The 14,917-nt window shown below is 70.6% G+C and carries 11 protein-coding genes; 4 read left to right on the top strand and 7 right to left on the bottom strand.

Annotated elements, in window-relative coordinates:
* Positions 1 to 187: 187 nt before the first annotated feature.
* The gene (locus AC0VYP_RS03425; RefSeq protein WP_475472433.1) at positions 188 to 1,051 is read right to left on the bottom strand and encodes an arylamine N-acetyltransferase family protein; all 864 of its coding nucleotides are present in this window, start codon (positions 1,049 to 1,051) and stop codon (positions 188 to 190) included.
* 235 nt (positions 1,052 to 1,286) lie between these two features.
* Between AC0VYP_RS03425 and AC0VYP_RS03420 the strand changes: the two genes are divergently transcribed.
* Positions 1,287 to 2,003 (top strand): hypothetical protein, encoded by a 717-nt coding sequence (locus AC0VYP_RS03420; RefSeq protein WP_475472431.1) that lies wholly within the window; start codon positions 1,287 to 1,289, stop codon positions 2,001 to 2,003.
* A 53-nt stretch (positions 2,004 to 2,056) separates the two neighbouring features.
* Here AC0VYP_RS03420 and AC0VYP_RS03415 read toward each other — a convergent pair whose 3' ends face one another.
* Together AC0VYP_RS03415 and AC0VYP_RS03410 are read right to left on the bottom strand one after the other, a co-directional pair.
* On the bottom strand, positions 2,057 to 3,613 hold the full coding sequence (locus AC0VYP_RS03415; protein ID WP_285761172.1) for an OmpA family protein: 1,557 nt from the start codon (positions 3,611 to 3,613) through the stop codon (positions 2,057 to 2,059).
* An 89-nt stretch (positions 3,614 to 3,702) separates the two neighbouring features.
* Positions 3,703 to 4,413 carry a class I SAM-dependent methyltransferase gene (locus AC0VYP_RS03410; protein WP_285761171.1) on the bottom strand — a complete coding sequence of 237 codons (711 nt, stop codon included), beginning with the start codon at positions 4,411 to 4,413 and terminating at the stop codon, positions 3,703 to 3,705.
* A 133-nt stretch (positions 4,414 to 4,546) separates the two neighbouring features.
* Between AC0VYP_RS03410 and AC0VYP_RS03405 the strand changes: the two genes are divergently transcribed.
* Entirely contained in the window at positions 4,547 to 5,452 is a 906-nt protein-coding gene (locus AC0VYP_RS03405; RefSeq protein WP_475472429.1) for a lysylphosphatidylglycerol synthase domain-containing protein, read from the top strand.
* A gap of 10 nt (positions 5,453 to 5,462) precedes the next feature.
* On the opposite strand, the gene AC0VYP_RS03400 is transcribed toward AC0VYP_RS03405, so the two are convergent.
* From AC0VYP_RS03400 to AC0VYP_RS03390, 3 genes are read right to left on the bottom strand one after another with little or no spacing between them, the layout of a single operon-like run.
* Positions 5,463 to 6,554 (bottom strand): glycosyltransferase family 4 protein, encoded by a 1,092-nt coding sequence (locus AC0VYP_RS03400; protein WP_285761169.1) that lies wholly within the window; start codon positions 6,552 to 6,554, stop codon positions 5,463 to 5,465.
* Between the two features lie 10 nt (positions 6,555 to 6,564).
* The gene (locus AC0VYP_RS03395) at positions 6,565 to 7,521 is read right to left on the bottom strand and encodes a glycosyltransferase family 2 protein (protein WP_432707511.1); all 957 of its coding nucleotides are present in this window, start codon (positions 7,519 to 7,521) and stop codon (positions 6,565 to 6,567) included.
* Positions 7,518 to 9,551: a hypothetical protein gene (locus tag AC0VYP_RS03390; protein WP_475472428.1), complete on the bottom strand. Its 2,034-nt coding sequence runs from the start codon at positions 9,549 to 9,551 to the stop codon at positions 7,518 to 7,520. Before AC0VYP_RS03390 ends, AC0VYP_RS03395 begins: the two co-directional genes overlap by 4 nt.
* A 203-nt stretch (positions 9,552 to 9,754) precedes the next feature.
* On the opposite strand from AC0VYP_RS03390, the gene AC0VYP_RS03385 reads away from it, so the two are divergent.
* Both AC0VYP_RS03385 and AC0VYP_RS03380 read left to right on the top strand, forming a co-directional pair.
* The gene (locus AC0VYP_RS03385) at positions 9,755 to 10,549 is read left to right on the top strand and encodes a TIGR03089 family protein (protein ID WP_475472426.1); all 795 of its coding nucleotides are present in this window, start codon (positions 9,755 to 9,757) and stop codon (positions 10,547 to 10,549) included.
* A gap of 22 nt (positions 10,550 to 10,571) precedes the next feature.
* Complete coding sequence (locus AC0VYP_RS03380) at positions 10,572 to 12,017, top strand: LCP family protein (RefSeq protein ID WP_475472425.1); 1,446 nt, start codon at positions 10,572 to 10,574, stop codon at positions 12,015 to 12,017.
* A 547-nt stretch (positions 12,018 to 12,564) separates the two neighbouring features.
* Here the strand turns inward: AC0VYP_RS03380 and AC0VYP_RS03375 are convergent.
* Positions 12,565 to 14,703 (bottom strand): glycosyltransferase family protein, encoded by a 2,139-nt coding sequence (locus AC0VYP_RS03375; RefSeq protein WP_475474150.1) that lies wholly within the window; start codon positions 14,701 to 14,703, stop codon positions 12,565 to 12,567.
* Positions 14,704 to 14,917 lie beyond the last annotated feature (214 nt).

Here is a 14,917-nt window from a genome sequence, read left to right as displayed (position 1 = left end):
GCAGGGGCCGACGACGCGCGCCGCAACCCCATCTCCCGGACGCCTGATTGCCCACACCGACGCCCCGGGCCCGGGCGGGGCGCCGATCGACCGCGGGCGGTTCGTTCGGGGCCGCCGGGGGCCGGTGGAGCCGGCCCGCCCCCCGCGTGCAGGCGGCGGTCGCGGGGGGCCGCCGCCCAACCTGCCCTCAGTCCTGCGCCGCGGCCTCGACCTTCCCGGCCAGGGCCGCGGCCTCGGCAGGCTCCAGGACGATCCCGAAGACGTCGGCCAGGACCGTCAACACCTCGGCCGGCGCGAGCTCGACGGCCTCCTCGCCACCGGCGCGCGACGTCACCAACCGCGTTCCGCGCAGGACGCTGCGTTCCCCGGCGCTGGTGCGCTGCGCCGTGAGGCCGCGCACGAACGGCGAGTCGGGGTGGGTGGCGGTGTAGTAGTTGCCGACCTCGTGGTCAACGCGGTAGCGCGGCTCCAGCGTGAAGGAGTAGAGATCGGTCGTCTGCTCGTCCGTGGTGGTGCGCAGCACCCACTCCCCGGCGTCCACGCGGTGCACCGAGAAGCCCCGATCGCCCTGCTGCTCCCGGGCACCGTCCGCGAGCCTGATCGGCTCCAGCAGCCCGGTGCCGCCGAAACCGACGTCCGCGACCCAGGCCATGCCCTGGAGGTCCACGACCGCGAGTACCACGTGCGTGGCAGGACGCAGCCCGTGCGCGCCCACGCTCACCCGCGCGGCGAGGCAGGCCACACCGAACCCGACCCGCTCGGCGACGGCGGCGAAGAGGCCGTTGTGCTCGTAGCAGTAGCCCCCGCGCTCCCTGCGCACCAACTTGTCCTGCACCGACTTCAGGTCGAGGCGGGGCTGCTCACCCAGGAGCACCGAGACGTTCTCGAACGGAATGGCGGCCAGGTGGGCGCGGTGCAGCCCGCGCAGCGTCTCCTCGGTCGGGGCGAGCGGGCCCCGGTAGCCGATCCTGGCCAGGTAGGCGTCGAGGTCGAGGTCGGCCCCGCCCCAACTCCGGTCGGGGTCGGGGGCAGGGGTGGAGCGTGCGGTCACCAGGTTCTCCGTACACGACGTAGTGTCAGCCGGACGGCGATCCGGCCACCTCCAAACGGTAGTCGGCCGAGCGCGTGAAGCGGCACCGCGGCCACCGGGTCGCGGTGACCCGCTCAACCGGGGATCGACGGGCACCGCCGGAACCCGCCGCCCTTGCTACGGTTTCGTGTGTCGTGCGCGCCGACGCCCAGTCGTACCCGGCGCCCGCTCCCACCCCCGAATCCGAAAGCCGCCCATGCGATCTCATCCCCCCTCCCCCGCCGCCCGGTGCGCCCTGGCCGCCGGTGCCTTCATGGTGGCCGGCTCGCTGCTCACCGGATGCAGCACGATGCCCTTCGACCTGGACTTCTTCGACGGCGCATCAGCGGAGCCCTCCGGCGAGGCCGCCGCGCCCTCCACGGAACCCAGCGCAGAGGAGGCCCCGTACGCGGTACCCGAGTCCTGCGCCGATGTCGGCGCCACGGAACTGGTCGGCTCGCTGGTGCCGGAGAACACGACCGTCGAGGAGGAGGCGGGCGAGGTGTCCGGCGCGGACGAAGCGCGGCAACTGTCGTGCGTGTGGTCCGGCGGCCAGGCGGCCGACCCGTCGGGAGCGGCGGAGGAAGAACCCGGCGACGAGGCGGCGGTGACCCGTGTCGAGTCCATCGCGCTCGTCTTCACCATCAACGTCAACCCCAGCGACCGGGCCGAAGTGGTGCAGGCAGCCGGCGGCGAGGAGGAAATGAACTGGGAGGTCAACGTCAACGTGGACGTGGACACCTACCGCACCGATGACACCGACACCCTGGGCGGGGAACTGAAGTCCGTCTCGACCGTGGACGGCTCCAACCGGCAGCTGCACCTGTCGCTGCCCGGCGAGTTCCACGTGTCGGTCATCGCGGTGTCCTCCGACGCCACCCAGGAGGACATGGAGCGGATCCTCGTCCAGGCGGTGGAGCAGGCCCGCCGTTAACGACAGGCCGGTTCGGGTCGGCCCCCGCGCGGGGGCCGACCCGAACAGCGGGATCACTCGCCGACGGGGATCTCCGGGATCTCCCCGAAGGGACCGGCCCGCAGGGTGAGCTCCTCGACTCCCTCACCGGGTGCGGGGAAGACCGCCACCAGCTCGTAGGTGTTACCGGGCTGGAGTTCGTGCACCTCTTCGGCGAAACCGTCGTACTTGCCGTTGCCGAAGTTCATCTGTGCGACGTAGCGCACCAGGCCGGTGTCGGGCTCCAGGAGCTGGAAACCGCCCAGGGTGCCCTTGCTGAACTTCTCCGGGCCGCCCGCCTGGAGGGACTCAAGCCCGCCCATGTCGGGGTCGGCCGGCTCATTCGTGGTGTTGGTCAGGGCCACGGTCCCGATCAGGTAGGAACCGTCGCGGCGCAGCGGGTAGACGTCCAGGCGCACCCCCTCGCGTTCCACACTCGCCACGATGTCGCCGTTGTCGTCGGTGAAGGGCGCGGGCCAGCCGACGGTGCGCTGGGCGACGCCCAGTCCGTCGTCGTCGGACTCCTCCTCCACGTCGGGTGCTCCACCGAGCTTGTAGGCGAACTCCACCCGCCGGTTGCGGGCGCGTGCCTGCTCGTCGTCGGGGCCGCCCTCCCGCGCGACCGGCTCGGTGCTGCCGCGCCCCTGCACCTCGTAGTCGTAACCCGGACCGATCTCCTCGGCCAGCAGGTCGCGCACCGTCTCGGCGCGCCGGACCGAAAGCGCCTTGTTGTAGGAGTCGCTGCCCAGTCCGTCGGTGTGCCCGATCACGGTGATCTTCGGGTCGTCGGGGTCAACGTTGCGCACCAGCGACTTCGCCGCCTGGCGCACGACATCGGCGGCCTCCTCGGTGAGGTCGGATTCGTCGAACTCGAACATCACGTCGGAGTGCAGCGAGATCGTCTCGGTGTCCCCGTCACGGGTGATCGAGGCGATCTCGGAGTCCACGAAGCTCTCCACCCACCCCTCGTCGGCCACCGCGTCGTCGTCGGGGCGGCGGTTCTCGAAGGTGAGGTTCTCCCGTGCCGGGGGCGGTTCGGCGAGCGAGAGATGGTCGGCTCCGTTGGGCGCCTCGGGGTCGGGGCGCTCCTCCTCGACGTCTTGGATCGGGATGCCCGTCATGGCGCCCAGTCCGCTGCCGATGAAGGTGACCTGCTCGACCCGTTCGGGGATCGGCGGGAAGTACCTGCGGTACTCGTTGACCGCGCCGTCGTGCACCGGGTACAGCCCGGGCGGGCCGGGGCTGACCGAGCCGTACTTGAACCCGTCGCCGTCGTGGTACTGGCGGTAGACCCGGCCGGTCATCGGGTCAACGAGGGTGTGGGCCATGCTGAGGTTGCGGTTGCTGCCGGTGAACCCGTCGGGATAGTCCACCTCGTAGTGCATGACCGTGTAGTCGGGGGTGCGCTCCAGGCCGGTGATGGAGAAACGCATCACCTCGTCCTGGCCGGTGTCCTGGAAGATGGTCCCTTCCTTGACGTAGGGGAAGTTCTCCCGGACCTGCGGCGGGCCCGAGTCTTCGAAGAGGCTGCACCCGCTGAGGAGCAACGCTCCCGACAGCAACAGGGCGATGGCCGGCGTCGTGCGCGCCATGGGGGAGGTACTCCGATCGTTGGGGGAGACGTACCGGGGCGCGTCCTTTGACGCGCGGAGGATGCGCGGGCAGGGGGTGGGGTGGGGCGTCAGTCCGAACGGCGCCGGGCACGCAGCAGGACGATGCTTCCACGGGTATTGGGTTCGCGGCGGTCGCTCAACGACACGAAGGGGATGAGGGGTGCGGCGAGGTTGAAGCCGACCCGGCCGCCGTGCGCCGAGAGACCGAGGTAGGTGCGTTCTGCCGCCTTGCCGCGGAACTGGTAGCTGTGCTCGGCCACGTCCAGTCCGCACTCGGCCAGCAGCACGCCCAGGTCCTCGTGTGTGTAGGTGCGCTGAACGTGGTAGCGACGGCGGTGGGCGTCGAACAGTTTCGGCCAGGATTCGCGCCGGGACAAGCAGTCGGCCGACATCACCAGCTCGCCGCCCGGCTTGAGCACCCGGGCCATCTCGCGCAGTGCGGCCGGACCGTCGTCGAAGTGCTCGATGGCGCAGATCGACATCACCTTGTCAACGGTGGCGTCGCCCATGGGCAGGCGCAGGGCATCGCCCTCGATGAGCGCGGGGGCGTGGCCGAGCCGGCTCCCCCGCACCATCTTGGCGCGCGCGAGGTCCACCGAGATCGCGCGCGCGCCGCGTTTGCGGGCCTGGGCAGCCCAGTAGCCGTCTCCACCGGCGACGTCGAGGACGACCTGACCGGTGAGGTCGGGACCGAGCCAACGGAGCAGGGTCCCTGCCTCGCGATAGCGGCAGACGTGGATCTGGTGGCCGGCGAAGGCGACGACATCAGGCAAGAGCACGCCAACACCCTAGTGCGTCAGTCATACGTCTTCGTCTCGGTCGGGCGCGGCTGCCGGCCCCGAAACGGTCCGTGGACGGCGCGGGCGGGGCTAACCTGACCGGGTGCTGAGCCGCCTTCGCGCAAACCCCTGGGTGCGCACCGGGATCGTCCTGCTCGTCCTCGGATGTGCGGGGCTGGCGCTGTACGCGCGTTGGGACGAGGCGAGTCAGGCACTGGCCGCACTCCCGACCTGGGTGATCGCGGGATCGCTGGTCGCCGCACTGGCCGGCCTCGGCGCGCAGATGCTGGCCTGGCGCGCGCTGCTGGGCGACCTCGGATCGCCGCTCCCCCTTCCCGTGGCCGCACGCGTCATGTTCGTGGGGCAGCTCGGCAAGTACCTGCCGGGGTCGGTCTGGGCGTTCGTGGCCCAGGTGGAACTCGCCAAGGACTACGCGGTCCCCCGTCGGCGCGGCGTGAGCGCGACCGTGCTCGCCGTGGGAGTGACACTGACGGTGAACCTGCTGGTGGCCGCGGTGACTCTGCCGTTGGCCTCGGCCGAGGCGGCGGCCCGCTGGTGGTGGGTATTGGCCTGCGCACCGGTGCTGTTGGCGGCGCTGCACCCGCGGGTGGTGACCTGGTTGCTGCATCGGGTCCTGCGCCTGACCGGCCGGGGCAAGGACGTCCCCGAGTCGGAGCTGGAACGGATCAGCGGGCGCGGAATGACCGCGGCGGTGGGCTGGTCCGCGCTGTCCTGGATTCCGTTGGGGCTGCACGTGTGGACCCTGGTAGCGGGGGTGGGCGGCGGCGGGGCCGAGTCGCTTCCGGTGGCCGCGGGCGCCTACGCACTGGCCTGGACGCTGGGCCTGCTCGTCGTCTTCGCACCGGCCGGGCTGGGGGTCCGCGAGCTCGTACTGGTGGTGGCGCTGGCTCCGGTCCTGGCTCCGGGGGCCGCCCTGGTGGTCGCGGCCCTGTCGCGGGTCGTGATGACGGCAGCGGACATCCTTTGGGCCCTGACCGCCCTGGCGACGACGCGTTCTCCCGCCCGGCCCCGGCCGTGAGCCGGGCGGCTCAGTTGGGCAGCAGCGCCGTCAGGTAGCGCTTCCAGTAGGGGCCGGGGTCAACCGGGCGCACACCCGCGCGCAGTCGCTCGGGCTCGCCGGAACGGTAGAAGTCGGTGATGGCGCGGGCGAGGTCAGCGGGATCGCCGGGTTCGCACAGGAGGCCGTCCGCCCCCTCGGTGACGTGGCCGGGGATGGTGCCCGCACGGGTGGCGATCACCGGCAGTCCGTGCTCCTGCGCCAGCCAGACGTTCTGGGTGGCCGTCGCGGAACGGTAAGGCAGCACGGCGGCGTCGGCGTCGGCGAACAGGGCGGCGAGCTGCGCGGCCGGAACATAGCCCTCGTGCCAGCGGACGCGCTCGCCCACCCCCAGTTCGGCGGCCAGGGCGCGCAACTCCTCCGAGCCGCCCCAGAACTCTCCCGCCACGGTCAACGACACCTGCGGGGGGCCGGCCGCCAAGGCACGCAGCAGGACGTCCACGCCCTTGTAGGGCCGCACGATCCCGAAGAACAGCAGCCGGTGGCGTACACCGCGCGGCTCCACGGCACTGGGGGGCGGCGTGTCGGGCAGGTGGGGCGGGAGCTCGGCCAACCGGACCGAGGCGATGGCTCCCGGTCGCAGCTCCCTGGCCAGTTCCTGCTGTTCCGGCGAGTGGGTGAGCACGGCGTCCACCCGGGCCAGCAGACTGCGCATCAGGAGCGTGTCGATCCGCCCTCGCTCGTGCGGGAGGACGTTGTGGCACAGCGCCACCGTCTCGGCGTCACGGCTCGCCCCGGCCAACAGGGTGAGGTAGGGCGGCACCTGGACCGGCGAGAGGACGGTCACCACGACCAGGTCCACCTCCCGGCTGAGAGCGCGACCCACGCGCCACCAGCCGTCCGGCCGATACCAGGCGAGCCGGTGCCGGGTGCCCGGGAACAGGGCGCCCTCGGGGACGTCGATGGTCTGGCGCCCCGGGTAGAGGGCGGCCGGGTACTGCGCGTGCCACGACTCGATGACCACGTCGTGGCCCGCTGCGGTCAACCGGTGCGCGAGCTCGGTGGTGTGGCGGGCGCCCCCGCCCTTGTAGGGGTAGGCCGGACCAACCAGGGCGATGCGCATGGACCCCTCGTCAGACGCCGTTGCGGGAGCGGACGATCAGGTCGGCCAGCAGCGCCATCGACGCGACCATGAATCCGGTCATGAGCAGCATGATCGTGTTGTTGCGGATGTAGACGGGGTCGGTGACGACGTCGTAGACGACCTTGACCGCGCCGATGCCGATCAACCACAGCGCGGGCGGCATCAGCACCTTCAACGGGTTGAAGTACATGACCATTCGCAGCACCTGGAGGATGTAGCGGTAGGCGTCGTGCACGAAGTGGAACTTGGACGTGCCGGCCCGCTTGGCGTAGGTGATCGGCTCGTAGTGGACGTGGTGCTGGTTGGACAGGAAGGCCAAGGTGATCGTGGTGACGCAGGAGAACCCCGGCGGCAGCAGCCGCAGGTAGGGCAGCGAGACCTCACGACGAAACGCCCGGAGCCCTGAGTTGAGGTCGGGGATCTTGGTGTTGCTGAGGCGCTCGGCGATCTTGCGGATCAGCCACTTGGTGGGCACCCGCAGGAACTTGTGGCTGCCCATTTCCTGGTGGCGCGCACCTACTACCTGGTCAACCTCTTCGTCCTTCTCCAGGATCGAGACGAACTCGGGGATGCGCTCGTTGGGGTAGGACATGTCGGCGTCGGTCCACACCACGATCTCGCCACGCGCCCGCTGGGTCCCGATCCGCCGCACGGTCCCGGAACCGCCGTTGGTGCGGAACGGGATGATGCGCATGCGGGGGAACAGGTGCTCGACCCCCTGGAGTCTGGCCAGGGTGGCATCGGTGGAGGCGTCGTCAACGGCCAGCAGCTCGTAGGGGTAGCCGCTGGTGTCCATCGCCGCGCAGATCCGCTCGACCTCGGCCACCACGTGGTCCTGCTCGTTGTAGCAGGGCAGCACGATCGTGACGTAGGGGTCGGCGTCGGGTTCAGGGCTGATTTCGCTCACGGTAGGCAAAGGATAGCGATGATGGCGGTACTGCGTCATGACTCCGGCACGGGCAGGACGGCGACCCAGACGTCGCCGTTGAACGCCCAGGCGCCCGTGGGCGGCTCCATGAGGGTGCTGGGGTCCTGCTCCGTGTGCACGTCGAAGGGGTGGGTGGGCACCGTCCCCGCCGGAAGGTAGGGCTCGATGAGTTCCGGGCCGGCCGCGGCGAGCACAGCGGTCCGGTTCCTGGAATGGATCTGCTCGACGACCTCGCGCACGGACACGGGGTCGGGATCGTTGAGGTGAGCGGTGGGCACCCCGCACATTCCCCTGATGAGCTGCATGAACTTGCTGGCGGTCGAGGGGTTGACGATGACCACGCTGGAATCGGGGCCGATGGCGGCGCAGGTCCGCTCGGTGGCGGCGACCGAGCCCACGTCCGTCCGGTAGGTCATGATCCCGCCGGCGGTGACGGCGGTGGGCACGAGAAGCGCGATCGCGCCCACCGCCGCGACACCGCTGACCGCCCACTCCGGCACCCGCGCGGGGTGCTCGCGCAGGTAGCGCGTCGCCCAGGACAGGAACCACACGGCGAACAGGATGAACGCGGGGATCACCAGGACGATCAGGCGGCGGCTGGCCCAGGGGTGGTCCGGAGTGATGGCCGGACGCGCGAGCGTCGTGGCCACCGTCCAGAGCAACACCATGAGCGGTAGAACCCACTGCGGTTGCCCGCGCATGGCGACCCGGCGCAGCAGCAGGGCGACCCCCAGGGTGGCGAGCAGGACCGCGGCCAGGCCGACGTACCACCCCACCCAGTACAGGCTCATTTCCTCATAGGTGCGGTGGGGGTCCACGAGCAGCCCCTCGATCTCCTGGACCTGGCCGATGTAGAGGCCCGTGGCGTCGTCGCCGTGCCCGCGCTGGGTGAACAGCAGCGGGCGCACCGCGAAACCGGTCATGACCACGATGACCGCCACCGCGAGGCCGGTGGGCAGCCATCCCGGACGGTCGAATCGGGGCACCCCTCTACGCCACAGCACGATCGTGGCCAGGACGGTCAGCGCGATGACACCCCCTGCGAGGAGCAGGAGCGGGTCGAGCGACGCCGACAGGTACTCCAGGTAGGGACGGGACAGGACGAACCCGGCGACGAGTCCGTACCCCGCTCCCACGGCAAGGCCGATCGCCATGGGCAGGGCCTGTCCCCGGCGGGCGAGCAGGAGAAGACCCAGGAAACCGATCACCGGCAGGATGTCGCGTATCCCGTCGATGCGGACGAGCAGCGCGAGCCCGAAGGCCAGCCCCGCCGCCAGGGCGAGCGCATGGGGGGAACCCCAACGCCCGCGCGCCGGGGTGCGGCGGGCCAGGGCCTCGTAGGCGAGGACGAGCGCGCCGAACAGCAGGACCTGGGCGACGGGCTCGGAGTAGGTGGAGCGGCTGACCCACTGCTGGGGCAGGGTCACGGCGAGCAGGAGCGCGGCCAACGGCGCCCACCGGGCGCCCACGAGACGGGCGGTCAGGCCGGCCAGCGTGAGCACGCCCAGCGCCCCGATGATCGGGGGGACGACCACCATGCCGTTGAGACCGCCCGCCCAGTAGCCGAGCGCGTAGACCAGTGGGGCCCCGGCCAGGAACTGCGGCCACACGACGTCGTCCACCTGGTAATAGGCGAGGCTGTTGTAGCTGAGGCCGGGGTAGTCGCCCGCGATGAGCTCGCGGTGCTGCGGGATCGGCAGGAACCCGTTCTGGGCGATCCACGCCGTGTACTGCGCGTAGGACGCCGCGTCGCGTCTGATCACGAACTGTTCGGAGTGGTAGACGATCTGCACCACGGCGAACGCGACGACGATCACCAGGACCAGGACTACGGGCCACCAGGGGGTGTCGTCGGATTCGGGTTCCGGGACGAGCCTGGGTGCCAGCGCCAGCGCCGCCACGACCGCGGGCAGCCCCAGTACCAGTCCGGTGACGGGGGTGAAGACACCCAGCAGGAGCAGCGGGAACGCCACTGACAGCCATGCACAGAGCGCGACGACGGGGGCGAGGGTGACGCGGGAGAGGAGGCGTCCAGGAGTCAGGCGCATGGGGTAACGATGTCAGTTGGACGCCCCGCGTGTGGCGCGGAGATGCCACCGCGATCGCACGAGGTGACCGAAACAGGGAGGGCTGTGCCACTCGACGCCCGTTACCTCGGGTCCAGCGGGCCGAGCGGAGAACCGGTCCACGACGCAGGGTCGGTAACATGTGGCCGAATCCCTCTTCTCCACCACCTGGCAGGAAGGCAGCCGTGTCAGCTCAGACCCCGCTGGAGTTGTGGCGCACCGCAAAGGCCGCGGACTCCGCGCGCCCGTTCATCACCGCCTACGACGAGGCGACCGGCGGTCGGGTGGAGCTGTCCTACGCCACCTTCGACAACTGGGTGTCCAAGACCGCGAACATGCTGGTGGACGGACTGGCCGCCGAACCCGGCGACCGGGTGGCGATCGCGTTGCCCCTGCACTGGCAGAGTCTCGCCTGGGTACTGGCCTGCTGGTCAACCGGGCTGACCGTGGTCGCGGCCGAGCCGGGGACCGTCCCCGAGGCCGACATCGTCGTCGCCGACGCCGCCCGGCTGGAGGCAGCACTGGCGACCGGGGCGCGTGAGGTCGTCGGATCGTCCCTGCACCCGCTGGGGTTGCCGCTGGCCGACTGCCCGCCCGCGGCAGTTGACTACTCGGTCGAGGTCCGGGGGTACGGCGACCAGTTCTTCGCCGGCCCGGTGGATCCCGCCGGAAGCGCCCTGGAACACGGCGCGGCACGTTTCACCGGTGCCGAGATCGCACAGGCGGCCCGCATCCGAGCCGAGGAGTGGGAGCTGACAGCAGTTGACCGAGTGGCTATCATCGCTTCCACGACAGACCCCCTTTTGGCGCTTGGCCCCGATCTGTCCCGCTTTTCCGCCGTGCTGGCCGGTGCGGCGGCGGTCGTGCTCACCCCAGACCTCGATTCGGCTAGCCTGCAATCGCGACTGGGCATGGAGCGTGTCACGGCCGTTGTCGGCCGCCGGTTCCCCTCCGGCTCCCCTCTCAAGTCACTGACCTGACGCCTACCCCCTTTGGTGTTCGATGCCGACACGATCTTCCTCCCGCCGATCCTCCAGAGCCCGGGCTGCGCAGCGTGGACTCACCGCCGGCGGATGGGTGGCCGTAGCCACGACAGCCCTCGTCATCGGCAGTAGCCTGACCGCCTACGGCGCCTACTACGACATCTACGGCAACATCAGCCAGGAGAACATCGACACCGATGCCTTCGGCGACCGCCCCGGCAAGGTCGAGGGCGCGCTCAACATCATGATCATCGGTTCCGACGTCCGCAGCGGCGACAACGGCGACTACGGCAAGGCCGAGGGCGAGCGCCCGGACTCGCTGATCATCGCGCACATCTCGCCCAACCAGGACGGCGCGACCCTGATCAACCTGCCCCGCGACTCCATGGTGAACCTGCCGGCCTGCGAGGCCAACGGCGACAAGCCCGGGATGGCCGCGCAGTACGGGATGGTCAACTCCGCGATGACCTTCGGCGGCGTGCAGTGCCAGTGGAAGGCAGTCGAGCAGACCACCGGTATCCACATCGACCACTTCATCAGCCTCGACTTCACCGGCTTCAAGGGCATGGTGGACTCGATCGGCGGCGTGGAGATGTGCATCCCCAGCGCGGTGGACGACGACAAGGCCCACCTGGTCCTGGAGGCCGGCAAGCAGGTCCTCGACGGTGAGCAGTCCCTGGGCTACATGCGCTCGCGCTACGGCCAGGGCGACGGCAGCGACCTCAGCCGCATCGATCGCCAGCAGGACTTCCTCGGCGCGATGCTGCGCAAGGTCACCAGCGGCGAGATCATGAGCAGTCCCGCCAGTATCTACGGTTTCCTCGGCTCCGTCACCGACTCCATCACCACCGATGACGAGCTCACCCTGGACAAGATGACCGACATCGCCATCTCCATGCGCGAGGTTGACATGGGCAACATCCAGTTCGTGACCGTTCCCAACGGCCAGGACCCCGCCGACCCCAACCGGGTCGCCTGGACCCAGCCCGACGCCGACCGTCTCTTCCAGGCGATCGCCAACGACACCGAGATCGCGGAGAAGGACGACGACAAGGAGAAGGAAGAGAAGGACGACAGCGCCGCGGACGACTCGGTGAGCGCGGTCCCCGCCGAACAGGTCGCGGTCGAGGTCCTCAACGGCAGCGGCGTCAACGGACGCGGCAGCGAGGTCGCCGACGCCCTGGGCGCCAAGGGCTTCCAGATCACCGGGACCGGCAATCCCGCCGAGGGAACGGTCCCCGCGAAGACCACCGTCTACTACGGTTCCGGCCAGGAGAGCCACGCCAAGTCGGTCGCCGCGGAACTCAAGACCGCCATCGTCGAGGAGAACCCGCTGCTGGCCGGTTCAACGACGGTACAGCTGGTCATCGCAGCCGACTGGGACGGCATCAAGGGCGGGGGCGGCGCGCTCCCCTCGTCGGTCGAGGGCAAGACCGCCGAAGCGACGGAGGACGTCTGCGGCTAGGACCTGTTCCCAGGTCCGCTGCGTGACGGGGCGTCGTTCCCGCTGAGCGGCGAGGTCTCCGGTAGAGGGTTCATCGGCCAGGAAGAACCTGGGTCCCGGGGACCTCGTGGCCGCCCTGGCGGCGACTGGACGGTTCGACCCGGCCGATGAGCAGTGGGCACGGCCCGTACCGTTACCGGCCGTCGCCGCGGACCCGGGTGGACCGCCACCGGAGTTCTGCGCGATCGGCCACCGGCGGCGTCACACCCTCGGGCACGGCATCAACCGGCCCGAACACCACAACGGCGTCGCTGCGCGATCCGACACGCTCGCCGGCCGCTACGGAGCCGCCCCGCCCGACCTGGCCGGGCGAGAGCCGAAGGGCGCGCAACAGGGCGGCGGGCCCAGCGCGCCCCGGGCCCGCACGGGCCCTCAAGGCACACGGCACTTGTTGTCCAGCTGGCCCCGAACGGCCGCCGAACCACCGTGGACGGACCGAAGCCCCACCCAACGCACGCGGCCCGCGCGTCGGTACGACGCGCGGGCCGCATCGGCCGGGGCTTTGGGGTCAGGGCTGGGTGAGCGCGCCGCCCACGTTCGCCAGGCGCACCGGCTCGGGGTGCTCGCCCGCGACGATCAGGCGGGTCCACGCATGGCTCACCCCGCGCAGCGAGTAGTTCTCGGTGATCTCGGCACGGGCCGCGTCCCTGGCCGCGTCGAACCGGCCCTCGGTGACGATCGCGTGTACGGCGTCGGCCATCGCCTCGGTGCTCTCGTGCACCCAACGGCGCGAGTAGATGGTGTCCGCGCCCGGCCAGCCCAGCACCACGGGGACCCCGCCGGACGCGGCGCACTCGGCGGGCGCCAGGTGGAAACTCTCGTCATCACTGGTGGAGAGCATGAACCCGACCCTGCGCAGCCAAACGGCGACATCGGGGCCGAACGGGTCGAACACCACACCTTCGGAAAGGGCCTCCGAGCGCTGGATCCGACGGTAGGCGCGCTCGTAGTAGTCACGCTCCTCGGGCCGGTTCCAGATCCACCAGTAATCCCACGGCTGCTTGGTCTTGATCGCCAGCGTGTAGCGGGGGTCGCGCTTGCGCAGTTCGGCGAGCACGTCCAGCCCCCGGTCGAGGCGCTTGCGGGAGGGGGCGATCCCGATCATCCCCAGGGTGTACTCGGCTCCGGGCAGTTTGGGACGCGCCAACTGCTCCACGTCCACCCAGTTGGGGACCACCACCACCTTGTCCGCGGGCCAGCCAGCGAGCTCGCGGGTGAGGTCGGCGTAGTAGGGGCTGACACAGATGATCGCGTTGACCTTGTCGATGTCGAGCTTGCGCGGCCACTCCGCGTACAGCTCGAACCGGTGCAGCCGGACGAGCAGTCGCTGCCCGGGGCGCTTGTGCTGGGCGTAGAACAGCGCGTTGGGTCCGCACCACTCGCAGATCACCACGTCGGCCCAGGCCGCGAGCTCTCGGCTGCGGTACTGGTCGTGGGTGCGCAGTCCCTCCCATTCGTCGAGCCGGACCTCCAGGCCGGGCAGGGAGATCAGGTGGTCGGCGAGGCGGGTGAAGAACTTGAGGTCGTGGCCGGCGATGACCACTTTCAACGGAAGCGCGGCGTCGGTGCCCTCGGGCCGGGGCGGGAAGGCAAGGCCCAGGTAGGAGCGCAGTCGCTCGGCCGCGCGGTCCAGGGTGAAGCGGGCCGAGGCCTCCGCGCAGCGTCGCGCGGCCGTGCGGTAGGTGTCGGGGTCCGCGGCCAGGGCGATCGTGTCGGCGACGGCGTCGAGGTCCCCGTCTGCGAAGAGGGGGTAGTCGGCGCCCAGCAACGACTCGTGCATGGGGGTCCGGTTGAGGACGACGGGCAGCCCCAAGGCTCCCAGTTCCAGCACCTTGGTGGACAGCTCCAGGCTGGCGTCGAGTTCGGGGGCGCGCCAGGACAACCCGATGTCGCACTGGGCCGACAACTCCAGGGCTTCGGCGCGCGGGCGCCCGCCGTGCCACACCACCCCGGGCGTGTTCTCCAGCGCTTTGCCCATCTGCTTGGCCCACTCGGGCGAATCGCGGTGGATCTTGTCGCCGATCATGTGCAGTTCGGCGGGGATGCCACGGGCTGCGAGGGCGGCGGGCAGCTCGGTCATCTCCAGGGTGTTCCACGCCTGGGCGAACTTGCCGGTGTAGACGAGCTTGAGCGGGGCGTGCGCGGTCCCTGAGGCGGTGAGCCCGTCGGGCACGACCACGGTCGGCGGGAACAGCACGCTCTTGCCACAGGCAGCGGGAACCGCCGATTCGAGGAAACCGCGCAGCTCCTCGGTCTGGCAGAGCAGGAACCGGGAGGCCAGGGCGATATCGGTCAGCTCGGTGACGGCCGTGACCGAGAGGTCGGGGACGTTTTGGGGGACGTCGGTCAGGTAGGTCCACAGCCGGCCCTTGAGGGCGTCGGTGTGGGCTGCGACCGAGGCCAGGCGCTTGCCGCGCACCACGATCAGGTCGAAGCGCTGCCGGCCGTCCAGGGTGGTGATCAGTTCGATCGCCTGTTCGGGGGTGAGCCCCCGCGGGCCGAGGTCGCGGGCCAGCGATTCCTCGTAGGGGCGGCGCACCGTGACGTCGGGCAGCCCCACCAGGGGCGCGACCAGGCGGTCGGTCCTGACCGGGGACTTGAGCAGCAGCGTGGTGTCACATCCGGCCGCGGCCAGGGCCTGGGTCATGGACTGCGCCCAGATGGCCGACCCGTCGATGATGTTGAGGTTGACATCGCCGTAGACGAGTGCGCGGATACTCACGTGGTTCCCTTCGGTCTTTCCCGTGTGTGCCCTCCCCGGTCGGGGCGGCCCACGGGGCCGGTACTGGCCTGCCGACCTTCGAGAGGGTCGGGGCGGCGGGTTCTCCACAAGAGGAGTTGTCCCGCCGTGCGGGCCTGGC

The organism is Nocardiopsis sp. iso_186, assembly GCF_056173365.1.
Note: the sequence above shows the minus strand (reverse complement) of the source record. Positions and strands in the feature narration are given on the sequence as shown.

Bases quoted from the DNA above. Each gene is read 5' to 3' on its own strand.
- AC0VYP_RS03420 (WP_475472431.1), top strand. From the start codon at position 1,287: ATGCGATCTCATCCCCCCTCCCCCGCCGCCCGGTGCGCCCTGGCCGCC.
- AC0VYP_RS03415 (WP_285761172.1), bottom strand. From the start codon at position 3,613: ATGGCGCGCACGACGCCGGCCATCGCCCTGTTGCTGTCGGGAGCGTTG.
- AC0VYP_RS03400 (WP_285761169.1), bottom strand. From the start codon at position 6,554: ATGCGCATCGCCCTGGTTGGTCCGGCCTACCCCTACAAGGGCGGGGGC.
- AC0VYP_RS03395 (WP_432707511.1), bottom strand. From the start codon at position 7,521: ATGACGCAGTACCGCCATCATCGCTATCCTTTGCCTACCGTGAGCGAA.
- AC0VYP_RS03390 (WP_475472428.1), bottom strand. From the start codon at position 9,551: ATGCGCCTGACTCCTGGACGCCTCCTCTCCCGCGTCACCCTCGCCCCC.
- AC0VYP_RS03380 (WP_475472425.1), top strand. From the start codon at position 10,572: ATGCCGACACGATCTTCCTCCCGCCGATCCTCCAGAGCCCGGGCTGCG.
- AC0VYP_RS03375 (WP_475474150.1), bottom strand. From the start codon at position 14,703: ATGACCCAGGCCCTGGCCGCGGCCGGATGTGACACCACGCTGCTGCTC.